Annotated in this window: 32 protein-coding genes; 24 read left to right on the top strand and 8 right to left on the bottom strand. The window is 52.7% G+C overall.

Annotated features, from left to right (window positions below; genetic code table 11):
• Positions 1–35: 35 nt before the first annotated feature.
• The 4 genes from AAGF34_RS11965 to AAGF34_RS11980 all read right to left on the bottom strand — a co-directional run bounded on the left by AAGF34_RS11965 (position 36) and on the right by AAGF34_RS11980 (position 2,759).
• Entirely contained in the window at positions 36–665 is a 630-nt protein-coding gene (locus tag AAGF34_RS11965; protein WP_342620821.1) for a Fic family protein, read from the bottom strand.
• A gap of 7 nt (positions 666–672) precedes the next feature.
• On the bottom strand, positions 673–1,359 hold the full coding sequence (locus AAGF34_RS11970; protein WP_342620822.1) for a hypothetical protein: 687 nt from the start codon (positions 1,357–1,359) through the stop codon (positions 673–675).
• Positions 1,360–2,135: 776 nt separating this feature from the next.
• Positions 2,136–2,369: a hypothetical protein gene (locus tag AAGF34_RS11975; RefSeq protein ID WP_342620823.1), complete on the bottom strand. Its 234-nt coding sequence runs from the start codon at positions 2,367–2,369 to the stop codon at positions 2,136–2,138.
• A gap of 219 nt (positions 2,370–2,588) precedes the next feature.
• Positions 2,589–2,759: a hypothetical protein gene (locus tag AAGF34_RS11980; protein WP_342620824.1), complete on the bottom strand. Its 171-nt coding sequence runs from the start codon at positions 2,757–2,759 to the stop codon at positions 2,589–2,591.
• 106 nt (positions 2,760–2,865) lie between these two features.
• Here AAGF34_RS11980 and AAGF34_RS11985 point away from each other — a divergent pair, with 106 nt between their 5' ends.
• Positions 2,866–3,186 (top strand): YnfA family protein, encoded by a 321-nt coding sequence (locus AAGF34_RS11985; RefSeq protein WP_342620825.1) that lies wholly within the window; start codon positions 2,866–2,868, stop codon positions 3,184–3,186.
• A 156-nt stretch (positions 3,187–3,342) separates the two neighbouring features.
• Here AAGF34_RS11985 and AAGF34_RS11990 read toward each other — a convergent pair whose 3' ends face one another.
• Positions 3,343–3,756, bottom strand: coding sequence for a hypothetical protein (locus tag AAGF34_RS11990; RefSeq protein WP_342620826.1), 414 nt, complete (start codon positions 3,754–3,756; stop codon positions 3,343–3,345).
• Positions 3,757–4,217: 461 nt separating this feature from the next.
• On the opposite strand from AAGF34_RS11990, the gene AAGF34_RS11995 reads away from it, so the two are divergent.
• Both AAGF34_RS11995 and AAGF34_RS12000 read left to right on the top strand, forming a co-directional pair.
• Positions 4,218–4,448 carry a hypothetical protein gene (locus AAGF34_RS11995; protein ID WP_342620827.1) on the top strand — a complete coding sequence of 77 codons (231 nt, stop codon included), beginning with the start codon at positions 4,218–4,220 and terminating at the stop codon, positions 4,446–4,448.
• On the top strand, positions 4,445–4,783 hold the full coding sequence (locus tag AAGF34_RS12000; protein WP_342620828.1) for a hypothetical protein: 339 nt from the start codon (positions 4,445–4,447) through the stop codon (positions 4,781–4,783). The genes AAGF34_RS11995 and AAGF34_RS12000 overlap by 4 nt, the downstream gene beginning before the upstream one ends.
• Before the next feature lie 118 nt (positions 4,784–4,901).
• Here the strand turns inward: AAGF34_RS12000 and AAGF34_RS12005 are convergent, their stop codons facing one another.
• Entirely contained in the window at positions 4,902–5,687 is a 786-nt protein-coding gene (locus AAGF34_RS12005; RefSeq protein ID WP_342620829.1) for a hypothetical protein, read from the bottom strand.
• A gap of 421 nt (positions 5,688–6,108) precedes the next feature.
• On the opposite strand from AAGF34_RS12005, the gene AAGF34_RS12010 reads away from it, so the two are divergent.
• The 20 genes from AAGF34_RS12010 (at position 6,109) to AAGF34_RS12105 (ending at position 18,630) form a co-directional block, all read left to right on the top strand.
• Entirely contained in the window at positions 6,109–6,288 is a 180-nt protein-coding gene (locus AAGF34_RS12010) for a hypothetical protein (protein WP_342620830.1), read from the top strand.
• 68 nt (positions 6,289–6,356) lie between these two features.
• A complete protein-coding gene (locus tag AAGF34_RS12015; protein ID WP_342620831.1) occupies positions 6,357–6,938 on the top strand; it encodes a hypothetical protein in 582 nt (193 codons plus the stop codon).
• Complete coding sequence (locus AAGF34_RS12020; RefSeq protein WP_342620832.1) at positions 6,928–7,263, top strand: hypothetical protein; 336 nt, start codon at positions 6,928–6,930, stop codon at positions 7,261–7,263. The genes AAGF34_RS12015 and AAGF34_RS12020 overlap by 11 nt, the downstream gene beginning before the upstream one ends.
• Entirely contained in the window at positions 7,256–7,573 is a 318-nt protein-coding gene (locus AAGF34_RS12025) for a hypothetical protein (protein ID WP_342620833.1), read from the top strand. Before AAGF34_RS12020 ends, AAGF34_RS12025 begins: the two co-directional genes overlap by 8 nt.
• Positions 7,574–7,815: 242 nt before the next feature.
• Positions 7,816–8,031, top strand: coding sequence for an AlpA family phage regulatory protein (locus AAGF34_RS12030; protein ID WP_342620834.1), 216 nt, complete (start codon positions 7,816–7,818; stop codon positions 8,029–8,031).
• A 9-nt stretch (positions 8,032–8,040) separates the two neighbouring features.
• The gene (locus AAGF34_RS12035) at positions 8,041–8,367 is read left to right on the top strand and encodes a hypothetical protein (RefSeq protein WP_342620835.1); all 327 of its coding nucleotides are present in this window, start codon (positions 8,041–8,043) and stop codon (positions 8,365–8,367) included.
• Complete coding sequence (locus AAGF34_RS12040) at positions 8,364–8,579, top strand: hypothetical protein (protein ID WP_342620836.1); 216 nt, start codon at positions 8,364–8,366, stop codon at positions 8,577–8,579. Before AAGF34_RS12035 ends, AAGF34_RS12040 begins: the two co-directional genes overlap by 4 nt.
• Before the next feature lie 364 nt (positions 8,580–8,943).
• Positions 8,944–9,270 (top strand): hypothetical protein, encoded by a 327-nt coding sequence (locus AAGF34_RS12045; protein ID WP_342620837.1) that lies wholly within the window; start codon positions 8,944–8,946, stop codon positions 9,268–9,270.
• Positions 9,267–9,740: a hypothetical protein gene (locus AAGF34_RS12050; protein ID WP_342620838.1), complete on the top strand. Its 474-nt coding sequence runs from the start codon at positions 9,267–9,269 to the stop codon at positions 9,738–9,740. Before AAGF34_RS12045 ends, AAGF34_RS12050 begins: the two co-directional genes overlap by 4 nt.
• The gene (locus AAGF34_RS12055) at positions 9,731–10,684 is read left to right on the top strand and encodes a DnaB-like helicase C-terminal domain-containing protein (RefSeq protein ID WP_342620839.1); all 954 of its coding nucleotides are present in this window, start codon (positions 9,731–9,733) and stop codon (positions 10,682–10,684) included. Before AAGF34_RS12050 ends, AAGF34_RS12055 begins: the two co-directional genes overlap by 10 nt.
• A complete protein-coding gene (locus AAGF34_RS12060; protein ID WP_342620840.1) occupies positions 10,681–11,067 on the top strand; it encodes a hypothetical protein in 387 nt (128 codons plus the stop codon). The genes AAGF34_RS12055 and AAGF34_RS12060 overlap by 4 nt, the downstream gene beginning before the upstream one ends.
• 64 nt (positions 11,068–11,131) lie before the next feature.
• A complete protein-coding gene (locus AAGF34_RS12065; protein ID WP_342620841.1) occupies positions 11,132–11,419 on the top strand; it encodes a hypothetical protein in 288 nt (95 codons plus the stop codon).
• Between the two features lie 14 nt (positions 11,420–11,433).
• Complete coding sequence (locus AAGF34_RS12070; RefSeq protein ID WP_342620842.1) at positions 11,434–12,012, top strand: hypothetical protein; 579 nt, start codon at positions 11,434–11,436, stop codon at positions 12,010–12,012.
• Positions 12,013–12,035: 23 nt separating this feature from the next.
• Entirely contained in the window at positions 12,036–13,862 is a 1,827-nt protein-coding gene (locus AAGF34_RS12075) for a hypothetical protein (RefSeq protein ID WP_342620843.1), read from the top strand.
• Positions 13,863–15,953, top strand: coding sequence for a hypothetical protein (locus AAGF34_RS12080; protein WP_342620844.1), 2,091 nt, complete (start codon positions 13,863–13,865; stop codon positions 15,951–15,953).
• 31 nt (positions 15,954–15,984) lie between these two features.
• The gene (locus AAGF34_RS12085; protein WP_342620845.1) at positions 15,985–16,410 is read left to right on the top strand and encodes a DUF5681 domain-containing protein; all 426 of its coding nucleotides are present in this window, start codon (positions 15,985–15,987) and stop codon (positions 16,408–16,410) included.
• Positions 16,397–16,636, top strand: coding sequence for a hypothetical protein (locus AAGF34_RS12090; protein WP_342620846.1), 240 nt, complete (start codon positions 16,397–16,399; stop codon positions 16,634–16,636). The genes AAGF34_RS12085 and AAGF34_RS12090 overlap by 14 nt, the downstream gene beginning before the upstream one ends.
• A 180-nt stretch (positions 16,637–16,816) precedes the next feature.
• Complete coding sequence (locus tag AAGF34_RS12095) at positions 16,817–17,089, top strand: hypothetical protein (protein WP_342620847.1); 273 nt, start codon at positions 16,817–16,819, stop codon at positions 17,087–17,089.
• Positions 17,090–17,742: 653 nt separating this feature from the next.
• Positions 17,743–18,006 carry a hypothetical protein gene (locus AAGF34_RS12100; protein WP_342620848.1) on the top strand — a complete coding sequence of 88 codons (264 nt, stop codon included), beginning with the start codon at positions 17,743–17,745 and terminating at the stop codon, positions 18,004–18,006.
• A gap of 420 nt (positions 18,007–18,426) precedes the next feature.
• Complete coding sequence (locus AAGF34_RS12105) at positions 18,427–18,630, top strand: hypothetical protein (RefSeq protein ID WP_342620849.1); 204 nt, start codon at positions 18,427–18,429, stop codon at positions 18,628–18,630.
• Between the two features lie 69 nt (positions 18,631–18,699).
• On the opposite strand, the gene AAGF34_RS12110 is transcribed toward AAGF34_RS12105, so the two are convergent.
• Positions 18,700–19,182 (bottom strand): hypothetical protein, encoded by a 483-nt coding sequence (locus tag AAGF34_RS12110; protein ID WP_342620850.1) that lies wholly within the window; start codon positions 19,180–19,182, stop codon positions 18,700–18,702.
• 235 nt (positions 19,183–19,417) lie between these two features.
• Entirely contained in the window at positions 19,418–20,890 is a 1,473-nt protein-coding gene (locus AAGF34_RS12115; protein ID WP_342620851.1) for a M48 family metalloprotease, read from the bottom strand.
• A gap of 372 nt (positions 20,891–21,262) precedes the next feature.
• Here AAGF34_RS12115 and AAGF34_RS12120 point away from each other — a divergent pair, with 372 nt between their 5' ends.
• Positions 21,263–21,967, top strand: coding sequence for a hypothetical protein (locus tag AAGF34_RS12120; RefSeq protein ID WP_342620852.1), 705 nt, complete (start codon positions 21,263–21,265; stop codon positions 21,965–21,967).
• Positions 21,968–22,169 lie beyond the last annotated feature (202 nt).

The following is a 22,169-nucleotide window of genomic DNA, read 5'->3' on the forward strand; positions in this document are numbered from 1 at the left end:
AGAGTAGGGTTACTGTTGCCCTAGACGATTCGGATTTACGCAATAACGCTCTGCAAAATGAATCGTTCCAATGGTTTTTTTTGCCCAGCACGGTAGAGATTTAAGAGGTCTCCATACCCCGGTGGACTTTTGTGCAGCTTCCAACTCACAGGGGTCCTATTGAAGCGGGCAAGGAGAATCCACACCATTAACCTCCCGATATGACCGTTCCCGTTTGCATACGGATGGATCGTAAAAAAACGGGTAATCATGGCTGCAGCGACCGATACAACTTTCACGAGGTCTCCTGCTTTAGACTTCGAGAGGCTAGATTTCTCCACAATCGCATCCAATTGCTGAACGGCGACTGATAGTTCGTTATGGAAATCTTCCATCAGAATTGATACCGAAGTCGGTGGAGTTCCGAAGTTCGTGCCAAAGTAGACCATATAACTTCGCAGGCAATCGAAATCTGATCCTCGGTAATTGCCTGCCACGCAGGGACACGCCTGCGGAGCCGTACGGAAAAACATACGGCGATGAAGGTATCTGGTATCTAGTAGGCCGGGTTGGTGCTGTAGCGGATCCGCTGAAAGCTCTTTCAAGATTTCGGTGCAGGAATCGACGACAGTTTGTATGTCCGGATGCTTTGAGTAATCCCAGTTGTTACAGTCTTCGTGCTGCATCTACCTGTCAGTGGTAGGGGCTCCTAGCTAAGTTTGATGCCCAGCTCGGTTCCATTGATTTTCTGTTTTCAGCTGCAGCGACGGCTTCCTCTGCCAAAGCTAGCAACTCCGGATCCAACTCTTCGTCAGCAGCGGCCAAGGACTTGGTTACTGCTAAGAAATTTTGATGAGAAGCCTGGACGCTCTCGGCCCAAGACATTTCTGCTATCGCGCCTGCACCGATTGCAACAAGGTGAAGTTGATGCACCGCATCGCTTAATTCAACGAGTGCAGCCATCTGCTTGCGCACCTCTTGGTAAACGCGCGTATCTTTTTTGATCTCTTGAAGCTGCGTAGATACCTTGTCCAGAGATATCTGCTGAGCCTGCAGTGTGGTCTGCAGTTTCGACAACGCCGCAACTATAAATGGCCCAGGGATTTCACCGGACTCTGCTATCTCTTGCGCAAGGCCGACTTTGATGTTTTTGAATTGGAGCGTAAAGGATTGAACCTTCAATGTGTCTCGTTTAATCAATTGTACGAAGGCGTTGCTCAAATGGCTGGCCACTGCCTCAACTAAGCGCCGAGGAGAGACGGCCATCAGGCCGCCAAAAACCGTAGTCTTAACTTTTGACCATCCGTTGGACGTCTCAAGTCGACTGATTTCGAGCCGAGCAACACCCTTCACGTCGTAATGCATCGACGCAGCATGCATGGCAATACTCCAAAGAAAACTTATCCACAAGTGTGATCTGCCAATCCTATACGCAATATTGGGAAAAACCAGCAATATCCAGGCTTATAAACGGCATATCTTCCTTGCCAGGAGTGATGTGTATGCTATTAATAATATAGTAATCAGGGTGGTGATAAGCAACCTGTATAAATGCACAGAATGTCTGTTAAGTCGCGTAAATGCTGGGTATGGCGATGTGTATAAAAAGTTAACAAGCTGTGTATAACTTAAAAATTGAGATCCCAAGACCTCTATGATGATCAGAACCTTTACATTTCGCAACGATGTCCAAAGCAAAAGACTGCGGGTTTTGTTGCCAGCAGAGTAGTCTCTGAATCGCCCCGCTTTTCAGCGGACCAGATGCGCCAGCCTGCACGACACTCCATCCCAGTGATCCGTCACTCGCGCCTCACCTCCCTGGGCGAGCATCAGTTGCTTGATGTTCTACCCGGCCATGCGCCGGGTTTTTCTTAACTGAATCACTCAGTGTGAAAGAAAACGCCCTTAACCTTTGACGGATAAGGGCGAAATAGGCGTGAACCTAGGGATAAAGCGCAAGACACATGACCTTCTTGCGAAAACGGTTATGGGATGCAGTGGTCGAATAAACATGCCAATTTCTCGCAAATTTATGTAAAGCGTTATGACCGGTGTCCACTCTGGAAACTGGCGCCTTAGGAGGAAACTAAGTTCTGCACACACGCGTTAACTTGTGCCTCTCTAGTGCAGAGGACGAGAGCTAGGCAGGGCAGTGGTCAAAAATCGCGATCGGCGCTGGTGAAGTTTGGAAACTCGACGTCGTGCTCAACCATCAGGCAGTGGAGTGCATTGTCCACCTCTCTTGGAAAGCGCTTGCGAAATTGGTCTCCTTGGAGCAAGTCTTCCATGTAGGTCATGAAATCTGGGTCTTCCCAATGCTCCTGAAGCATGTGACCGACACGAGGAAACCGTCCGTTGACTATCGCGAAGGCAATGCTGTCTTCAAGCATGTCACACCTCCTCTCTGCAAATTGTGGCGCTCGGCCACACTAACAACATAGTCCTTCTGACAGATTCGTCAACTGACAATGAAGTAAGGCAGATAGCGCGTTGTGGGCAAATAGGCGCGCACATCCCGCACGCTTACCCTAGGCGTGCAATCTTCTGTTGGCTTTGGCCCAGCATGTGAGCTGGGCCCTGCTTTCTTCAGCTATGGCTTCTCAAATCCTCTACGCATAGGTGTTCACGTTGTTACCCATGGTCTCCGTAGGCTTGGAAACTTGAGCTGTTGGCGCCGCAGGGGCGGCCTTCTTGCTGCCGTCGTTGTCGCCGTCGGCGTCAGTGCCAACTTTTTGGACTGGTGCTGCAGGTGTCTGGCCGCTTACAGGAGAGATGGACATGAAATTTCCTTATTTGTGGAAACTCTACTATCGGCAGATAACTCGCCTTGCGAAAGTGCGGGCGTGTAAAGCTTAAGCAGTCCGTAAGCATCGTCACAATGGCGGCATGAGAACCCTGTTGCTATTCATTGCCGCTGCACTCGCAGAAATCGCCGGCTGCTACCTGCCTTACCTGTGGCTCAAACAGGGCAGGTCGGCTTGGTTGCTGATTCCTGGTACGTTGAGTCTGGCCTTGTTCGCGTGGCTGTTGACCCTGCATGAAACGGCTGCGGGGCGTGTGTATGCCGCCTACGGTGGTGTTTACATCTGCGTGGCGCTTGGATGGCTTTGGGCGGCAGACCAGGTGCGTCCAACAACATGGGACCTGGTTGGCGGTGGGGTGGCGTTGCTGGGCATGGGCATCATCATGTTCCAGCCAGTACGGTGAACCGGTCCACGCTTGCAATCTGGCTGCCAGCGCGGTGGACCCACCACTGCTAGCCCTTATCACACCCGAAGGTATGGGGTCGGAAGGTGTTCCACCGTCGGCACTGTAACGGAGCGGCAGATTCGCGTTGACGCCTCTAAGCCAGAGGTAAAAAGGTTATCGAAGGCTAAACATTGTCACGTACTTCTCCCATTGTGACTTGATGAAATCGCATCGCTCTTTTGTCATGGCAAAGCCTGGCTCATGCAGTTGTTGTCTTGCCATGTCCCAACCCTTGCGGAAATATGGCTCCATTGCCAACTCTTGTTTGCCACGATCCGGTTTGGCCAAATATTCATTTACCTGCGATTCCGCGGTTGCTTTAGGCGGTGGCAGAAATCCTTTGTCAACACACATGTCAAATTGAGAGGCAGTACCACCAAAGTAGACGCCGATGGACGCTGCTTGAGCCAGATACTGCTGATTCTGATCAGCAGATGGATTCTCCTGGGCGAGTATGGTGCAACATAGCAAACTGAAACTGATACCAACCGTTGTAACTTTGGAGATCATCAAGTAGTGCGCTTTCAATTGGTTCTCGTGTGACTTGCATTCATTATGCAATTGTCGTCCTGACTGGAACGGTGCTAGAAAACAGGTACGTAGAGCGCCAACGTTATGACGAAGGTAGGGATTGATGCGCACCTCAGTGGGCTATGCATCTTTTGCCCATGACGGGCTCCACGTTGCTTCAGGCTTGGGCACCGATCTCCTGACTCCTTCGATGATGGTACGTGCAACTTTTGGCTGCCCGCATTTATTGGTGTGAAAGGCTATCCGCTGCGATTTAAGGTGCTCGCGTTGCTTGCTGGCAGTCTTGTATCCAGTCAGCTCCACCAGCTCTTCTTGAGACAAGAACATGCTGTATTTGTCCGTCGAGTGTGGCTCCATCAAGGCATGCTTTCCCTGTCAAAATCCAGACAAACACAATACGTGTTGGTGGCGAAATTTGCAACTTTGGTAGTTTCTCAAGCACACTGAGGGGAATTGAAATGGACGATCTTCTTTTGCTTTCGGATATTTGCAAAGACCTGGGGCTGTCCGATTTGGTAGCCCGCCGCAAGGCATCATTGGGTTTGTTACCAGTCCCGGCATTCAGGCTGTCTGGCACCCAAAAAGGCCCGCTCTATGTCAGGAAAGCCGACTTTGAAGCCCATGTAAAGCGTCAGGCCGAAAGGGCTGCCGCTTTGAATAAGAAGATGCGCGAGGCAGGGTTGGTTTGAAGGCTGCTGTCGCGAAAATCGGCATTCGCCAAGCCAATGACAGCCAGCTAATCCAGTACGCAACAGAAATACGTGTGCGTGCGCAACGAAGGGCCGGGGAAATGCTGGCGCAGACGCCAAAGGCTACTGGTGTCCGCATGAACGGCCCGGTGGTCGAAGCTAACGACCGCCGAGAAGCTGCGACGCTGGCAGATATGGGAATCACAAAAGATCAATCCGCCAACTGGCAATCCCTTGCGCGCCAGTCTGATTACTTGATAAGACTCCTATCAAACACGCCGGAAACAATGTGCTTGCCTTCTTCCACGCCTGAACGTCGCGGTGTGAAGCGATGATTCTTGAGCCGTCCTTGCGGTGAGGAATTCCATGTTCTTTCAACCACTGAGCTTGTCGGCTTGGGCGTGCGTAGCCTGTCACGATTAGCAGATCTTCTGGTGTGAGATATGCGCTCATCTAGACTTGCTCACCGCAAAGTGAATTCACACGCTTAGGCACTGGATCAATGCGATCTGCGGTCGCGGTAGCCCACTCAAGCCACTGGACCAATTCTGGTGAGTGCTGCCCATTGGTCAAGACACGAATGCTTTCAGCATAGGATCGGAGCAATTGGGAGTCTCGCCACAGTCTGGCTTCTTCAAGAAGGGCTTGCTCCTTTGCTGCCTCCTGCCTCTTTTGCTCTTCTGCAAGCTTTCGTGCCGTAGCATCAATTGCGCGTTGCCTGGTTATCTCCTCATAGACTCGATTTGCAATGGCGTGCTGTTCGCGCTTGGCTTTCAATTGACGATCAGGCTCTCTTCGGTCATAGACATAGCCATAAAGCAATATGAAGACTTCGTTCAGTCGACCTTCAATTTGTCTTCTGTCTGAATCTACAAAGTCCTTCCTTCCCCCTCCTGTTCGCTCGCATGTGAGAGTCAGTCGGCATTCCTTATTTAGCCGCAAGTAGATGCCGATTTGGGTCGTCTCAAGATCAAAAAGTACGTTGCCGTACCAAGTCGAAACGCTGACCCTGCAATTTCGCCTTTCGGCGGCATGGATCAACGCGCTCAGGATTGCATTACTTCGGTCAGAAAAGTAACGACTGCGCCTGCCTTCGTAACGCTTAGGGTCGTCCCGCAATTCTGAGACCAGTGGATGAAGGTTGGATGTTGACTTATCCACTTCAATTCGGTTTTGCGCGCCTTCCTCTTCCTCGCACCGTTCAATGAGCCACTGCTTGTCGAGTTCTTCATCGGTCATACCTGTAAATCACTTTCGAAATTCGTTGGAGTGCCTCATCATCTTGCCAGTAGCAACCGGCGAAGGAACCTGAATGGGATCTCACTCTTATGACGTACTTATGGCGGCTGACTTTCTTGGTGTGTCGCGGGGCATGGTTTACAAGCTCGCAGCTCCTGGAGGCCCAATTCCCTGTTACCGATTCGGGACCCGCATAGTGTTCGAGCTTGATGATCTGCAGGCCTACAAACAGTCGTGCAAGGTGAACCCGTTGCCCCCTTTACCGCTGCCACGCTTGCGACCCCGGTCCGTCAGCATCCGCAACCCAGATGGCGAATCCTCACTTCGGAAAACGTTCGAGAAGTTGGGGATTACGCCCCGGCGCACATTAAAGTGAGCCAAACGCCTTGCACATGAATAGATAAAGTATTACCATATCAATATGGAAAAGAAACTTGTCGGAAGAGGTGGAGCCGGAAGAGGACAGGGGCGCAAGCCTTTGGCCGAGGGAGAACCATTGATACCGGTAACCATCAAGATGCTGCAGAAGCAGAAAGACAAACTCGCCCGCTTGGGTGGAGCGCCTTGGGTGAGAAAGAAGATAGACCAAGCAAAGGAATAGAACCCGGCAAGCCCTGCGCCGGATCTTGCAGGGCACTAAGGCGACAGCAAAGGTGATTGGACCCACCAATGCTGTCTGACCAAAATCAAAGAGAGGCTTTGAAAATGGCTAGTGAGAATGTAGCGCAGGATGCTGCGCAATCCAATGGCATCGAGCAGTTTATTGATAGCTCATTGACGGTAATTATTCGCCCTTATGACTTGGAATTTTCGGAGTACCGAGGGACGCGCGCACAACTTGAAGCCGAGGAAATTGTTCCAGCCGGAACAGCATGGCCCGAAGGTGGTTGTTCGGTGAGGTGGGAAAGTGGGTTGCTCAGGTTCGAGCTGAAACGTACCCGGCCTGATGGCATGAAGGGGCCGATGAAACTCTGGCTTGAGGGTGACTATTGGAATCTGCGCTGGGAGCGCAAGGTGCGTCCGGACTTTGGAGCGCGTGAAATCATGAAAAAGAGGGCCGCACTTGAGGCTGAGTTGTTCCGGCATTCCTATGAAGGTCAACGCCAGCAAAGCGCTAACTGGGACCGCTACTGGAAGGCCCATGAAGACAAGGCATTCCAAGCATTCAAGAGCACCATCATTCCGCAACGCATGAAGCGCGGACGCAAAAGCAAGGTGACGCAAGAGCAGGGAGTATCCAATGGCCAATAACAATGGATGGTTTAGAAACCCAGACGAGGCCCTCACAGACTTGTCGAACATGCTGGTTTCCCTGGACGAGCAAGGCAAGCTACCTGATGACATGCGCGAGGCAATCCGCATGCATGCGGACAACTGCCTGGACACCATTCCATTGACCATTGCGGCGACTGCCACGGCATTGGCATCTTCGGCTGATGGAACACAGGCCATAAGTCAGGATGAAGTGAGGAATGTTGCTTATGGCCTGGCACACATGGCAGAGCAGATGTACGGTTATGGGCGGTTGGCCACTCATTTCCGGGAATGTAAAAGCATGAAGGTTAAGTATGGCTAACCCCGAAAATCCCCCGGTCATATTGGTTGGCAACCAGGCGGTAAAGGCGGCGTCTTTGGTGGGAAGAGGAATTCCGTGTTTTATCTTTCCGACCCAGAAGCAGGCAGAGCAGTGGCGATCCACGCTCAATGCCATTGAGGCGGTCGGAGAGCAGAAACTGCGGAGGTCCAACTATGAGGATGTGCTGGAAGCGATTGAAGCCAGGGAGAAGAAACTCAGCGAATTGTCCGGCCTGTTGGTGGACGTCCTCCAGTCAAATCCCGTTGACGGCGTTAGGGAGCGCCTTGTAAATGGACTGCAGTACCCATGAAGGAGGTTGGACGTTGAAGGAATAGGAAAGCCCGCCACGTGCGGGTTTTTTTTCCAAATCCGACACGCAGAAAGTAAAAAAGAGCGGTACGGGTTCAGCGTGCCCCCGTCACAATTCAGCATGTTATGTGGCGATTCAGTATGGTGCGGGATCAACGGACGCGCTTAACATCAACGCTGAGGTGCTTACCGGCATCCCAAATATCATCAACCAGTTAACGCCGAGATGGCGCAGGAGCTTGTATGACAGCTAAGACCCCAATGAATTTCGACGACCTGCCGGATGGCGCATACCTGCGCAAACCGCAAGTGCTACAAATTGCGCCTTTCTCAGCGCCCACCATGTATCGGAAAATTAAAGAGGGGACCTTCCCAAAACCGGTCCATTTGTCAGAGCGCGTGAGTGCATGGCAGGTAGGGGCCATCCGCAAGTGGTTGGCTAGTCAAGCAGCACAGTGAGGTGCAGCCATGCATTCCATCCACAGTGCCGTATCGGCAGGGGAAGTCACACCCAAAAATGACGAAGCCCGCAGCACGCCACATGCTGCAGGCTCCAGAGCTTTCCAAAACGCAGGCCTCCATTGTAATGACAATGAGGAGCACTGTCTTCTATTAGAAGTTATTCCGAATCCATTCAACCGTCTGGCGCGCAAGTACCGCGATCTTGGTTATGGGCTCTATCCGCTGAGCGGCGACACGCTGCTGCTGACACATCCGGCCATGGGTATGACGCGCACCTTGGCTGATATGCGCGCTGCCCAAATGCTGTTGCGCCAGCTGGGAGGTGGCCAATGAGCGGCACGGTAGGTCAGGCAAAGGAATTTGCCACATTGCAGGCAATCGCTGCGCTCCACGGTGTGACACTCCACCGCCTTGAAGGCGACTACGGCACGCCCGTCTATGTGGCTACACGCTGGGCAATGACAAAGCAGTTGGACACGTTGGAGGAAGTAGAGGATTGGCTGCAGCGTGTTACCGGAAAACCCGTAACGGAGGTGCCGGTATGAGCGTCCAGGTAATGTCTCTTGTCTGGAAGAGCTCGCAACACAGCGGCAGTACGCTGCTTATGGCCCTGGCCATCGCAGACTTCTCGGATGACGATGGACGAGCATATCCATCGGTGGCTACCTTGGCCAGAAAGTGCCGGATTAAGCCGAGGAATGCTAATTACCTATTGCGGCAGCTCCAAGACTCTGGCGAGCTTAGCGTGCGTATGGGTGCAGGTCCGAAGGGTTGCAACCTCTACAAGATCAATGTCAAAGGGCTGCAATCGATTGCAGGGCTGCAAAGCACTGCAGGGGTGCAGCCGGTTGCCGGGGGGCTGCAATCCACTGCGCGAACCCCCTGCACCCCATTGCAGACAAACCATCATTGAAACACCAAGAACCACCAGTGCGCGCGAAATCGCGCTCAGCCAGTGTTGACCTGCTGCCTTTGTTTGAGAAGTTTTGGAAAGCCTATCCCAAGAAGGTTGCCAAGGACGCAGCCAGAAAAGCATTCGAGAAGCGTAAGCCTGATCAAACCTTGTTGGACAAGATGATCGGTGCGGTTCAGGTCCAGACTACTTCAGAGCAATGGCAAAAGGATAAGGGGCAGTTCATCCCCAACCCTGCCACTTGGTTAAACCAGGGACGCTGGGAAGATGAGGCGGTTGGTCAGGCCAACTCTGACAAACTAGCGTGGGAGGGGGCGCGATGACCAAGCCACTTCCTTACCCTCCTGGTGACGCAGAAGGAATTGCCGGGGCACGCCTGCAAGGCATGAAGCCTGCCGACACGGTGCTCGTTTGCCTGTGCGACAAGCAGGATTGCACAAATCCGCAGGTTTTCCCAGAAATCGGAGCGTCCTATCGCTGGGACTTCATCAAGGGGCTACGGGTCATCGTTCTGAAAAACAAGATCCATGACGTTGCCGAACTCCTGCACGACATTGAACGCTCCGGACCGTCGCAACTCGACCTGATCGACGTTGAAACCCAGCAGGGCTGCCTAATCCTGTTCACCAAGCCACTTAAAACCGTCGTATGGCCTGTGAATTGGGTGCGGGATTGGCTAAGTAGCGGCGATTGGCATCGTGAGCTCCAGAAGGCCAAAGACGTGGCGTGCCATCAAGCCGCTATTCAAAAGAAGTTGCAGAGCAAAGAAGTGCCGGAGGCCGTATGGAACTGATCCCCGATGACATTGACTTCGAGGCGTACCTTGAAGAAACCGAATTCAAAGCCAAGGTGCAGAGCGCCGCTCACTTTGCCGAAGATGTAAAGGCCGAATTGGACCCGCGTGCGCCTGAATCGAAACATCCCGGCCTGTTGATGCGCAAGGCAAAGGGATTGATCCACTTCCGTCCATCTGAGGTCTCTGTGTGGCACGGGTTCAACGGGCACCGTAAGTCGATGTTCACGAGTCAGGTTGCACTAGACCTTGCGGCACAGGGTGAACGCGTCTTGATTGCCAGCCTGGAGATGCTGCCTCACAAGACCATGGCGCGTATGACGAGGCAGGGCACGGGCTTGCACGATCCGGTGCCAGAGTTGATTGACAGGTTCCACGAATGGACAGACGGAAAGCTCTGGCTCTTCAACCATGTGGGCCGCATATCGCCAGAAAAGGCACTAGGCCTATGCCGGTACTTCAAGGATGAGCTGCAAGGAACTCACATCTTCCTGGATTCCTGGATGATGATCTGCAACTCTGAAGAACGCTTGGACGAACAAAAGCAGTTCAGCACAGACATTTGCCGCATGGCCCAAGAAACGGGGCTGCATGTCCATGTCGTTGCCCATGACCGCAAGCCCAGCACCGCCGATGGTGAAAACAAAGTTCCAACGCGATATGACATTCGAGGGTCCGGCTCCATTTCCGACCAGGCATCGAACATCTTTGCGGTGTGGATGAACAAATCCAAATTTGCGCGCTTGGATGCCAACCCCAATGACTCGGAGGCCAGAGAGCAACCGTGCGCAATTCTGAAGTGCGACAAGCAACGCAGCGGCGCATGGGAAGGGTCGCTGAAGCTTTGGCACGACCCTTCAAGCCTTCGCTTTTGTGAAGACAGAACTTCGCCTGTCCTGCCATACAAGTTCATCACAAATAGCACGGAAGAGGTGACTCAATGATCACGCAATCTAATCCAGTTGAACAGGCTGCGAGCTTTTGCGGCATTTTTTCCATGGATCACATCATTGCGGAGATAAAGCCAGTACCACAACCACAACCCGAACCGGTCTCAAAGCCCAAGCGTGGCAGGCCGTTGAAGCGTGATCGAGACTACTACCTGACCATCTGGAAGACATTCTGTTCTATGGAGAAATGGTACTTGGAGACACATGGGCACGAGCATCGTTCTGTGCCTGAGCTGATTGAGGTCTATTACACGGACCTCTTTCAAAAGCACGGTTTGCGAGTGATGCGCGTAAACAGCCCGGAGTTCAGAGGCCGCATGCGAACCTTGGAAAACGAAATATCTAAGGCAAAAAAACATCAATTCCCGCGTCACTGAAATTCACATTTTCTTGTGATTCTTTGCAGCGTATCTTCACCATTAGACAAGTCAACGGATACACATGACAGCACAAATGACAACGATCTGGCAATCGGCAAAACCCAAGCCCAAGCCGACTACCGATCACGAACGGCACGAACTCTTTATGGATTTCGTCAATCAGACCCTGGTCTCCAAAGCCCCATGGCTAATTCACTTGCTGGACTCAGCGAATGCAACTGTGGTTGCAGGACCCGGCCAATTCATGTTCTCTACGCAAGTAGCAGAGGGTGTATGGCATGAGGTTCCAGAGATAAGCAAGCTTATCGACATGGTTCCTTGGGCAGAAGATCACGAAACAACTCAATAACCGGGATTCATATCATGGCAAATTTCGATACCTTAAGTGACGATCCGCAATTTCAAATAGGCATGGGAATGCTGGCCGCTGCTGCACCACGTGCGGATGCTGCCGGGTTCGGTCAACGTCTCTTTGATGGCGTTAACTATGCCCAAGGAATGCGTCGATCAGGGTTGCAGCAGAAGCTGTTGGATGCGCAACTGCAGGGCAATCAGATGCAGCTGCAAACTTTGAAGGCATGGCAAAACATGTGGGCGCCACGTGGTGGTCAGCAATTGCCTCAACAAAGCCCCCCCGGTGGTGGGTTGCTTAGTTCTGCACCGGGTCAATCGCCTGACATGAATAGCCCGGAGGTTAATGCGCAAATGGCTGACTCGTTGAATGCTGCTGGCTATTCGGGGGACCCTGCCATGCAGGGATTCTCCAAAGGCGGAATGATCACGCCCGAAAAGGTTGTTGCTCCTCGCAACGATGGCTCAAAGGACAACGCATTTGTGTCAGCTAAGACTGGTGAATTCGTGATGTCGAAAGAGGCTGTCAAGAAGTACGGGAAGAACTTCCTCCAAGAGATCAACTCCCTGCGGTTTCAAAAGCGAGGCTAATCATGGGATTGTTAAGTGACCTTATGGATGATCCCCAGGCACAAATAGGGCTTGGGTTACTTGCTGCTGGATCACCTCGCGCCGATGGTGCAGGATTTGGTCAGCGCTTGATGGAAGGCGTGAATGCTGCACAGGGCATGAAGCGTGCAAATACTGAGCAGAAGGTAATGGACGCTGATTTGCAGCAACAGCAGATGCAGCTCCAGAACATGAAGAATTGGCAGGGCATGTGGGCCGGTGACGGTGGCTCGTCGCAGGTTCAGCCTGCACAAGGCACTCCGGTCGGTGGTGGCCTGCCTCAATCGGCACCGCAACAATCCCCACAACAACCGTCGCAACAACCGTCGCAACAGGTCCCCGGTGGTGTTCCGCTGATACCTGGCTTGAGCTACGAAGAAAGCCGCAATGCCGCGATCATGCTTGGGCCGCAAGGTTACATGAAGGCGTACCTCGACAAGGCTGGTGCACAAACAGACTTTGTTAAGAACCTGGTTGCAGCTGGCATCGACCCTAAGACGGATATCGGACGCCAACTGATCCAGCAGAACATTTACAAGTCCAACAACATTCCATTGGTTGCTGGACGTGCTGGTGCACCCATGTACAACGAGCGCGGTGAAGTGGTGTCTATGGCGCCCAAGATCCCTGATAACGCTGTACCTATCATCCAGAACGGGCAGGTTGTTGGAGTCAGGCCATTGCAGGGTGCTTCTGATGTTGAACAGATTAATGCCTATGCTGGAGCTGCTGGACGAAATCAGGCTGAACCACAGATCGCCTATGACGATCAAGGCAATGCGTTCTACACCAACAAGCTAAGCGCCGCTACTTCTGGCGGTGCTCCTGTTACCGGAGGACCTGCACCCGTTCGCAATAACAATCCTGGCGCTCTGATGCCTGGTGGAAAGCTTGCGCAATTCGGTTCTATGGACCAAGGATTGGCCGCGCTCGACAACAATCTGAAGAACTACGGCATGAAGGGCGTGAACACGTTGGCAGGAGTCATCACTAAGTGGGCACCACCGAACGAAAACGACACAGCGGCGTACATCAGTGACGTTTCAAAGCGTCTTGGCATCGATCCAAATCAGCCAATCAATTTGTCAAACCCCGCAGTCCGCCAGGCAATTGGCACCGGGATCATGTTCCATGAGAACGGCGTGAATGGTGTCTTTGGCAATGGTGGCAGCGCTGTCGGAAAGAGTCCCATGAGGGCAGGACCTCCCGTTGGTGCAACCAACAATGTGCAGTTGATGCAAAACCAGGGCAGTGAGCTTCTCAAGAATGCGCAAGCAGATGCCGCTGCCAATCGTCAGACCAGTGCCTATTTTGACGAGATCGACAACCTCCTGAACAGTGGCGCGAAGTTCGGACCCATGTCCGCTGACATTGCCAGGTGGAAAGCACTCGTGCCCGGCATTGATCTGAGTGGTGCAATGACCAATCAGGACGTTATGCGCAAGTTAGCTGCCAACCTGGCAGGGGCACGCGGTACACGCTCGGACGCTGACCTTGCTAACTGGTCTAAGGCTTATCCCAATGGCGAAATGACAAATCAGGCCATCAAGGAAGTGTTGCCCATGCTCCGCAATACTTTGTCGGTCAGTGACGCTCGTGCAAAGGTCATCACCAACGCATCGTCGAGTGGCCTGGAGAACATCCCAAAGATTGCCAATGACTTCAATCAGATTGCTTCCCCAAGCCTGGTGAGCGCAGGTCAGCAACTTGCGGCGGCATCACGTACAGGTCAGACAAGGCAATTCATTGCCCAGTTCAAAGCGCAATACCCCAATGACTGGCAGCAGCGTCTGCAAAGCATTCAACAACTCGACAAGATGGGAGCGTTCTAAATGGGTGCAATCAATTGGGATGAAGTTGGTGTAGACCCGAGCGCAACTCCTGCTTCTGGTGGTGGTTCCATCGACTGGAATGCAGTAAACCAAGCACATGATGTTCCGGCCAAGGCTACTGCACCGGCTTCTGTAAACAAGAATTACGAGGCTGGAAAGCAATTGCCCGGTGCGGTTCGAGGATTGGCGTCTGTACTGAATGGACCCTTTATGGGCTTCTATGACGAGGCGCTAGGCGGACTTGGAGCGGGAATTCAGGCAATTACTGATGCCACTGGATTGACTCACAGCGGGAAGTCCTTTTCGGAGAACTACCGATTGGTTCGCGATGGCCTGCGCGGTGCTCAAGATCAGCAACAGCAGGAAAATCCTGTAACGACCGCCGTAACGCAAACAATGGCGTCCGCTCCGCTGCTTGCATCCGATAGTCTGGCAAATGCTGGATCCAAGGTTCTGCCTTACTTGCCAAAATTCCTGCAAGGATCGGGTGTGGTTGCGTCAACCGCGAAGGGCGCGGCTACTGGTGGGGCATTTGGCGCAGTGTCTGGCGCAGGAAATTCCACGGCTGAGGATACCTCTGGCGTATTGGCCGATGCGGGGCAGGGGGCCGTTGGCGGGGCTTTGTATGGTGGTGCATCCATTCCTGTTGCACGTGGGGTGGGGGCTGTCGGTGGAAATATTGCCCAGCGCGTCTCTTCTTCATCCGCATACAACTATGCGCAACAGAAGGTTGCACAGGCACTTGCCAACGATGCACGGGGCAATGTCTTCAAGAGTGGTCAGGCAAACCCGGTCAACCAGGTGTCAGCTAGGCTGAACACGCTTGGGCCGGACGCAACCATTACCGACGCTGCGGGGAAAAGCACGAACCAGCTACTCGACACAATGGCAACCCTACCAGGGCGCACCAAAGACGCCGCAGAGCAGCTAATCCATGATCGTCAAGCCGGTAGGGGCAATCGTCTGATAAATGCCGCCAGCGACGCACTGGACACACAGGGCCAAAATCTAAACTCCCAACTTGACCAGTGGGTGGCCGACCGTGCTAAAGCCTCCGCACCTCTGTACAACCAGTTGCAACAGGTTTCCATTTCGCCTAGTTCAAATCTGCAATCTATTGTGCAGACAGCAGACCAGCTTGGGGCTACTTCTCTTGGTCGTGAGATGGCCACTGCAAAACAGATGCCGTTTACTTTGGATGCCAACAACCCGGCAAGCTGGAACATGGGTGATCTTGACCATGTGAAGCAGGGCATTGATCAGATACTGACCAGCCGCAAGGCCATGAACCCGGACGGAACGCTTACCCCATTGGGCAATGCCTACCAAAGCCTTAAGACAAAGCTTGTCGGCGAACTGGATAACGCAACAACCAATCCCGACACCGGGACATCTCTTTATAAGACTGCTCGGGATGCCTTTGCGGGTCCGTCTGCACTGATCGATGCTGCCAATCAAGGCCGTGCAGCAATTTCCAAGGATGGTGTGACGATTGGTCGCATGACCAGTGGCATGTCTGATTCTGAAGCCCAGGCGTTCAAGCTGGGAGCATTTGAAGCGCTACGCAATAAGCTGGGCACACAGGCAGGACAGACTCAGATCCTGAACATGTGGAAAGAGCCCGCCATGCAGGACAAGCTAAAGGCCATCTTCGGCAATGAATTGGCGTACCGTTCCTTTGCTGCGAACGTTGCCAAAGAGGCCAGCATGAAAGGGTTTGAGACTGTTGGACGTGGTTCTCAGACTGCCGCACGTCAGTACGGTGCAGGGGACTTAGACACATCTGCCCTGGCTGATGCTGGTGGCGCTGTGGCTGCTGCTAAGGCCGGTCACATCACTGGCGCATTGGCCGCTGCTGGAAAGGCTTGGAACAGTGTTTCCACTCCACAGACCGTGCGTGACCAGATTGGGCAAATCCTCATGTCAAAAGGTGCGCTGGCACAAGACAACCTCGGGGCTATCCTGCCAATCACCAACGATATCAATCGGCGCAACAGCCTGATGACACAACAGCTTGGCGGTCTTCTTGGGCTGCGCATTGGTAGCCAACTGGCGACGCCTATGCAGTTCCCCGGTCTGCTGAACGACTGATGCTGCCTGAAACAGAAGGGATCAAACAGGGATGACTCACCCCAAATCCAATAAGACTAGCTTCAAGCCCGGGCAGTCTGGCAACCCAGCCGGACGCAAACCAGGAACAGGGGCACTGCAAAAACTGCGCGCTGACCTACAAGACTTCATGCCGGAAATGATTGAACAGTTGAAGGAAATGGCTAGAGGTGGCGACATACAGGCCATGCGGCTTCTGCTGGAGCGTGGTTACGCGCCCATCAAGGCCACGGAACAGCCCGTAGAGCTTGAATTGCCAGAAGGTGGGACTCTGACAGCCAAAGCGGAAGCGGTGCTCTCTGCGGCTGCTGCTGGAAAGCTCGCCCCGACACAAGCTGCGCAATTGATCACCGCATTGGGCACGGTGGCAAAGATTGCTGAGTTCGATGAATTGGAAGCCCGTATTGCAAAACTGGAGGAATCAAATGCAAAACCTTGAAAAACGCATCTCGTTACTTGAGCAGATCGAACCACGTCGCATTGGGCCGATATTCATTCATATCGTAGGGCTGGGCGCCAAAGCCAACGAAATTGAGCGCGTAACGAGTGGCAATCGAGAGTGGAAGCGCGAGCCTTTCGAGTCAGAGAAAAGCCTGAAAGATCGTGCAGTGAACCAGGTGCAACCGCCCAAGGCAGGATGCAGCAACGTGTTTCTTTGCTACTGATCGAAACCATGTCAAACATTAAACAACGCATTGCGCAGCTTGAGCGCCCAAACCAACATGCATGCCTTGACTGCGAAGTCTTGGCGTTGGATGGACAGAAGTCCAGCGCATGCAGACATCCACGCTGCTCACTTGCGGAAGTATTGAAGACCATGCCCATTAACCATTTGGAGACCAAACATGCACACGCTTGAAAAACGAATCGCAGAACTTGAGAAAATCACACCCCAAGTTGACAAAACCATCTTCATTATTTTTGTTGGCGTGGGCGAGGTAGGCAAGGAGATGACCTACATCTACGACAACCATGGCAACCATTGGAGTCGGCTTCCGGACGAAACGGTTGAAGTCTTCAAGAAGCGTGCGGCATCTGAAACGCAGCGCACAAAGGATCGGGTGCCAATGCTTTTTTGCAAGGCGTCACATGATCGAGAATGTGCTGATGCTATCTGACTAGATCCAATCGCAGTCCACCCGATGCATGGAAGGCTTTCCCTTCCAACCAAGAACGAACGTGCACGCGGCTGGCAATGATTCTGTTTCTATCAAGCCTATGGGCAATCCCGCGCTCCTTTAGCCACGCTGCTTGTCTGGCTCTTCGTGAATATCCAATCAAGGAGATTAACTCCTCCGCATTGAGAAATTCATTCATTGGTGGGTGTACTGGCACTTGTGCATTCCCTCAATTTACTGGAAACTGATCGCATTACTCAGCCAGGGGATGATCATGCAAGCCGAACGCCAATACAACGGTGACGACCTTACCAAGTGGGGACTGATGGCCCTTATCTGCACTCCGTTGCTAATTGTTGTGCTGGTCCCACTCTATCAAGTGGTTACATGGTTGAAGTCTGGAACGTGGCCTTCAATGGACATTGCCACTGTCGGCTGTTCGATGGTCGGGGGATGGTACTGTGATCCACTGAATTGGCAGGGACTGCATACAGCGCTAGGCCACATCCATGTTTCTCTCGCCATTGCGACTGCAATGTTTGCTTTGGTTATGACCCTTCAAAGGAAGTAATGTGATCTGACTTGCACGCTTCGTATTGCGTCAGGTACATCATCCGTCTCCACGCGGTTCGTGGGAAAAAAGGGAGTTAAACATGAAAAAAGCTTTAGTCGCAATGTGTATCGGGCTGTCGTTCGCAGCATTTGCCGGAAGTCATTTAGTCAATGGCTATGTCAAGCAAGACGGAACCTACGTTGCGCCAACTTACGCCACCAACCCGAACGGAACCAAGTTGGATAACTACAGTACAAAAGGCAATGTCAATCCCTACACGGGCAAAGAGGGGACGGTCGATCCTTACGGGCAATCCCAGCCACGGTGCACGGCCAATTCCTACGGACAGGTCATTTGCAAGTAGATTGCAGATTGCCGGTGAGTTCGTCTACAGAGGACGTGTGGTTAGGACTTTCGGGACTGGCGGCTCTGTTTCTCATCGCCAGTCTTGGGTGGCAGGCGTATGAGTGGCTGCGATATGGGGTATGGCCAGCGTTTGACTGCATCACAGTGATGTCAATGATGTTCCCAAATGCAGGCTGGCTTGCATGGCCTACTGACTGGATTGGTGTTCACAAGGTGCTTTCGCGGTTCCACACGGGATTGGCTGTGTTCCTACTCGTCGGTGGTGGTACGGCAATGTTTGCTCACTAGCAAGAGATCCGGGAATGGCTACTCCAACACCAATCCGTTAGAGGCAAATCAGAGTGGCGTGGAATGTCAATGGACGCGATGACGTCCAAAGGCAACGCCCAGGACAGATAGGAACATAGGAGTGCTGCAAATGATCCATCCCCTAATCGCCCTATTTCAACAACGGGCAGAGATTCTCGACATGCAAGGTAGCAAAGCCACTGCGGGCGATGCCATCGGCATGCTGGCAGCGTGGATCGAAGCCAACCAGGACAGGCTTACTGAGGATGATCTCGCCGTACTGGGGGAGATTGGCGGCTTGCTGTATCGGGATGGACTTCGGCGCAGGGGATAGTTACCTATTGGGAGTTTTGGGGGTAGTTTCCCCATACATTTGCATATCGATTCCGGTGCTTAAACCGTTTCAAGGTGCATCCAGAATCGACTTTTGCTTTTCAGCGTACGCCTCTTTTGAAATAAGGTTTGCTTCGAAAAGACGCTTTAACTCGATAAGTTGTGCCTCTTTTGTGGTTCCACCTGAAGCCAAAACCTTGGGGTCCTGACCAGCATTCGATATGCCTGCTGCAACTGCTCCGCAATTCTTGTTCGCCATTTGATTGGCCAGATGCACCTTGCGTGAGTCAGCTGCCGCAATGGCCTCGTTCGCATTGGATGCCGTACCGAGAATGGCTGGCCAGAAGAAAATTGCCCGAGCTACATTCCCACCAGTAATACTCTTTTCCTTGTCCGCTTCATCTCGAAAACGCTCTGCATCCGCATACTCATTCTGCAGTTGCGCACAACTCAAGCCGCTATCACCAGGCTTCATGCTTTGTACTACTGTGGGGTGGGCACAAGCGCCCAGTATCAGCGGGACGGCAAGTCCGGCCGCAATTCTTAATCGCATCAAAAATTTCCTCTCTGCTTTTATTTGTGCTTATCAAAACGTGACGGTAACTTAGAGATCAGCAAATGCCCATCCCCCAAAAGAGTGAATTTCTTGGTCTTCATTGCATTGGAAGGGAATTACTGCATCAGCGGTGGCAGTCAACGCTCTTAGGGCAGAGAGAGGTGTTGGCTCTTGCTTGGATTGTTCATTTAGTGTGACCGCATTGGCGTGGTGGCTGGAGTCGTCTTGGCGCCTACTGAGCCACGCAAACCTTGCCAGCCTTTTCGATTTCCATCTGAGTTTCAGATGAGCTTGGCTGGCGTTGCATTTCAACCTGGGGCACTACTTCTGCCAATTTGTAGACCATGCATTGGCAGAACTTTGCCGCGCCGTCCGGATCTGTCTTGGTGCGACTTTGCACGCAGCCGTTGTACGTCATTTGAGCGTAGGTCTTCTCCCACATACCGATACTGTTGGATTGCTTCGGAGCGGGTGGCGCAGGGCGGTTGTTGCCCTCTTTGTCGCGGCAAGAGGTGGGAAGGTATTTGTCAGGGTAGTCAGTAGAACCACAGTTCCAAGACTTTCCGCCGTCGCGGGTAAAGACATACACGTGGCCTTTCACGTTGTCGACATTGGCTGTTGCCACGACATCGGCGTACTGCTCGGTGGAATAAACATCAATTGATTCGACGTACCTCGTGGCTGCTGACCGTGACTTGATGCTGGTGCTTTCTTGCGGGGTCAGCAAACCGGCATTGGAATTGGTGGCCAATCGCTCGGTCAGCGCAGCACGTGGCCCAGACAAGGACTGGACGACTTCGGCAGTCTTTGCACGCATTGTGTAATCCTGGTAGGCGGGCAAAGCGACAGCCGCTAGAACTCCGATGATCGCAACAACAATCATGAGTCCAGCAGCCCCGCCACCAGAACGACCACCGAAAGGCACAAAAAGCGCCAACACGTACGCAAACGGGTTGCGACTTGGCATGGTGGCTTCGGGGTGCAGGGTGCGGGCCACTCGCTTGGTCAGGTAGGGATAGCCAGCGGTGAGCTCGTGAAATGACGGCCAGAAACCGATGTTGGTTTGGGCCTGATGTGTGTATTGCTGCAGATCAACTGCCGCCCAGCGTTTAGCGCCAGCACCCAGTGCCGCCAGTGCTCTTCCGGCAGATTCAGCTTCGGCGCAGCAAGCACGCCCATGGCGGTCACAAGAGTACTCTCGCGCACGAGAGTAGGCGGCACCAAGTAGCGGCAACCACAAGACTGGCATGCGCCACAGACCGCCAGTTAGGTGCTTGAGCTTAATATGTCCCAGCTCATGACCTATGTAGAAGTTGATGGCGCTCGGGTCGTGTTCTAGCGCGTCAACCACGTCGCTAAACAAGACCACAAAGTTCCTTCCAAAGAAGCGGGTTGCAAAGGCATTGAAAACGCCGTTACCGTGAAGGATGTAGGCCTCTGGTACTGGATCGACGCCCAATCTGCTGCTGCAGTACTCCAGGCGCTGATGCAAATCTTGAAACTGCTCGGAGGTGATGCGTACAGCTGTACCTCGAATATGGGCGACCCAAGCGGATTGAGCGAAGCAGTATCCGATAAAGCCCAAGAGCAGGTACAACAGCGCCACACCAAAGGTTCCCGCAATAAGCAGAAGCCAAACGATGAGACCCAATACCAGAGTGATATTGCCCAATGTCTTTTCGCGCGGGTAGACAAGTTCCGACATGTGTTCCTCCTGAAATTAATTGTTTTTCAATGGTCTTGGATCGTGCGATTTGCAGTCGACGTTGACCAAAGTACCTTGGAGCACTAGTACAAGGTGTATTCATCTTATCTTCACATCGAGCCCGATCATCGCAGGGGAACAACATTTGTTTAGTGCGTCCATTGCTTTGACAAAATTGATACTGCCAATGGGCCAAAATCGCCCAAATTGCTTGAATGTTCATCGTGCGATCGTCCTGGCATCCCACAAAAGGACGTCTGATTTCTCCCTCTTTGGATTCGTTAAACTGCCTTGAACGGCGCAATATTTTCTGGAACAAGGGCTAGCAGGTATTCCTATGCCCCGCAATATGATTGAAATGACGAGCGGAATATGAAAAAAGCTCTCCTCTCCCTCTCAGCTTTGATCTTGTTGGCCATCTTTGGCAGTGTCTATTGGCTGCACACCAATCTAGACCACTTGGTGAAGAGCGGCATTGACACCTACGGCAGTGCAATGACAGGGGCGACCGTGAAGGTGGAACACGTAAAGATCGAACCCAGTGATGGGCGAGGTACGCTTAGTGGACTGTTGATCGGCAACCCGGTAAGCTTTAAATCGCCTTATGCGTTGAAAGTGGGCGAGGTGGAGCTTGAAGTGGAGCTGCCTTCGCTTACGCAAGACGTGGTGGTGATCAAGAGGGTCATCGTTGTATCACCTGATGTAATTTATGAAAAGGGTGACACGATGACCAACTTTGACGCGATTCAGCAGAACATCGCAAAGTACTTGGGTCCGTCCTCCAAAGATTCCAAAGGCAAAAGGCTTATCGTGCAGGAGTTCATCATCAGCGATGCCAAAGCGCACGCCACGGCGCCTTTTGTGGGCGACAAGACCATCACCGCCGAGCTTCCTGACCTACATCTGCACGACCTTGGCAAGGCCCAAGGCGGAATCACACCTGGTGAGTTGGGCCGGGAGATCACTGATGCACTTGAACTGCGATTGAAAGCCTCTCTGAGTTTCGACCGTCTGATGAAATCCATCGGCGGTGCCTTTGAAAAAGCGGGCAAGGCTATCAAGGGGCTGTTTAAGTAATGGCTGCGCATAGTAACGTGCCAAGTTATGTTACCGAAAGTGCTATCTCATCTGGACTGGTCTTAAAGATCCGTCAATACTGATTTCAAGGGATTAGGACATGTTCCATACAGGCACAAATGAAGTGATAGCCTATTCGGGGAATCGTTAAGGCAAGCGAGTGACATAGGCCTCTTGAGACCAGATTTTCGGTTTTAATATG

This window comes from Rhodoferax sp. GW822-FHT02A01, assembly GCF_038784515.1.
GTDB lineage: Bacteria > Pseudomonadota > Gammaproteobacteria > Burkholderiales > Burkholderiaceae_C > Allorhodoferax.

What these genes read in the sequence shown, in the direction of transcription:
- AAGF34_RS12070 (WP_342620842.1), top strand. Translation starts at nt 11,434, where the DNA reads ATGGCAAATTTCGATACCTTAAGTGACGATCCGCAATTTCAAATAGGC.
- AAGF34_RS12005 (WP_342620829.1), bottom strand. Translation starts at nt 5,687, where the DNA reads ATGACCGATGAAGAACTCGACAAGCAGTGGCTCATTGAACGGTGCGAG.
- AAGF34_RS12050 (WP_342620838.1), top strand. Translation starts at nt 9,267, where the DNA reads ATGACCAAGCCACTTCCTTACCCTCCTGGTGACGCAGAAGGAATTGCC.
- AAGF34_RS12010 (WP_342620830.1), top strand. Translation starts at nt 6,109, where the DNA reads ATGGAAAAGAAACTTGTCGGAAGAGGTGGAGCCGGAAGAGGACAGGGG.
- AAGF34_RS12055 (WP_342620839.1), top strand. Translation starts at nt 9,731, where the DNA reads ATGGAACTGATCCCCGATGACATTGACTTCGAGGCGTACCTTGAAGAA.
- AAGF34_RS12025 (WP_342620833.1), top strand. Translation starts at nt 7,256, where the DNA reads ATGGCTAACCCCGAAAATCCCCCGGTCATATTGGTTGGCAACCAGGCG.
- AAGF34_RS12100 (WP_342620848.1), top strand. Translation starts at nt 17,743, where the DNA reads ATGAAAAAAGCTTTAGTCGCAATGTGTATCGGGCTGTCGTTCGCAGCA.
- AAGF34_RS12120 (WP_342620852.1), top strand. Translation starts at nt 21,263, where the DNA reads ATGAAAAAAGCTCTCCTCTCCCTCTCAGCTTTGATCTTGTTGGCCATC.
- AAGF34_RS11980 (WP_342620824.1), bottom strand. Translation starts at nt 2,759, where the DNA reads ATGTCCATCTCTCCTGTAAGCGGCCAGACACCTGCAGCACCAGTCCAA.
- AAGF34_RS12030 (WP_342620834.1), top strand. Translation starts at nt 7,816, where the DNA reads ATGACAGCTAAGACCCCAATGAATTTCGACGACCTGCCGGATGGCGCA.
- AAGF34_RS12060 (WP_342620840.1), top strand. Translation starts at nt 10,681, where the DNA reads ATGATCACGCAATCTAATCCAGTTGAACAGGCTGCGAGCTTTTGCGGC.
- AAGF34_RS11995 (WP_342620827.1), top strand. Translation starts at nt 4,218, where the DNA reads ATGGACGATCTTCTTTTGCTTTCGGATATTTGCAAAGACCTGGGGCTG.
- AAGF34_RS12095 (WP_342620847.1), top strand. Translation starts at nt 16,817, where the DNA reads ATGCACACGCTTGAAAAACGAATCGCAGAACTTGAGAAAATCACACCC.
- AAGF34_RS12015 (WP_342620831.1), top strand. Translation starts at nt 6,357, where the DNA reads ATGCTGTCTGACCAAAATCAAAGAGAGGCTTTGAAAATGGCTAGTGAG.
- AAGF34_RS11970 (WP_342620822.1), bottom strand. Translation starts at nt 1,359, where the DNA reads ATGCATGCTGCGTCGATGCATTACGACGTGAAGGGTGTTGCTCGGCTC.
- AAGF34_RS12040 (WP_342620836.1), top strand. Translation starts at nt 8,364, where the DNA reads ATGAGCGGCACGGTAGGTCAGGCAAAGGAATTTGCCACATTGCAGGCA.
- AAGF34_RS12080 (WP_342620844.1), top strand. Translation starts at nt 13,863, where the DNA reads ATGGGTGCAATCAATTGGGATGAAGTTGGTGTAGACCCGAGCGCAACT.
- AAGF34_RS11985 (WP_342620825.1), top strand. Translation starts at nt 2,866, where the DNA reads ATGAGAACCCTGTTGCTATTCATTGCCGCTGCACTCGCAGAAATCGCC.
- AAGF34_RS12110 (WP_342620850.1), bottom strand. Translation starts at nt 19,182, where the DNA reads ATGCGATTAAGAATTGCGGCCGGACTTGCCGTCCCGCTGATACTGGGC.
- AAGF34_RS11965 (WP_342620821.1), bottom strand. Translation starts at nt 665, where the DNA reads ATGCAGCACGAAGACTGTAACAACTGGGATTACTCAAAGCATCCGGAC.
- AAGF34_RS12115 (WP_342620851.1), bottom strand. Translation starts at nt 20,890, where the DNA reads ATGTCGGAACTTGTCTACCCGCGCGAAAAGACATTGGGCAATATCACT.
- AAGF34_RS12085 (WP_342620845.1), top strand. Translation starts at nt 15,985, where the DNA reads ATGACTCACCCCAAATCCAATAAGACTAGCTTCAAGCCCGGGCAGTCT.
- AAGF34_RS12065 (WP_342620841.1), top strand. Translation starts at nt 11,132, where the DNA reads ATGACAGCACAAATGACAACGATCTGGCAATCGGCAAAACCCAAGCCC.
- AAGF34_RS12090 (WP_342620846.1), top strand. Translation starts at nt 16,397, where the DNA reads ATGCAAAACCTTGAAAAACGCATCTCGTTACTTGAGCAGATCGAACCA.
- AAGF34_RS12035 (WP_342620835.1), top strand. Translation starts at nt 8,041, where the DNA reads ATGCATTCCATCCACAGTGCCGTATCGGCAGGGGAAGTCACACCCAAA.
- AAGF34_RS12075 (WP_342620843.1), top strand. Translation starts at nt 12,036, where the DNA reads ATGGATGATCCCCAGGCACAAATAGGGCTTGGGTTACTTGCTGCTGGA.
- AAGF34_RS12020 (WP_342620832.1), top strand. Translation starts at nt 6,928, where the DNA reads ATGGCCAATAACAATGGATGGTTTAGAAACCCAGACGAGGCCCTCACA.
- AAGF34_RS11975 (WP_342620823.1), bottom strand. Translation starts at nt 2,369, where the DNA reads ATGCTTGAAGACAGCATTGCCTTCGCGATAGTCAACGGACGGTTTCCT.
- AAGF34_RS12105 (WP_342620849.1), top strand. Translation starts at nt 18,427, where the DNA reads ATGATCCATCCCCTAATCGCCCTATTTCAACAACGGGCAGAGATTCTC.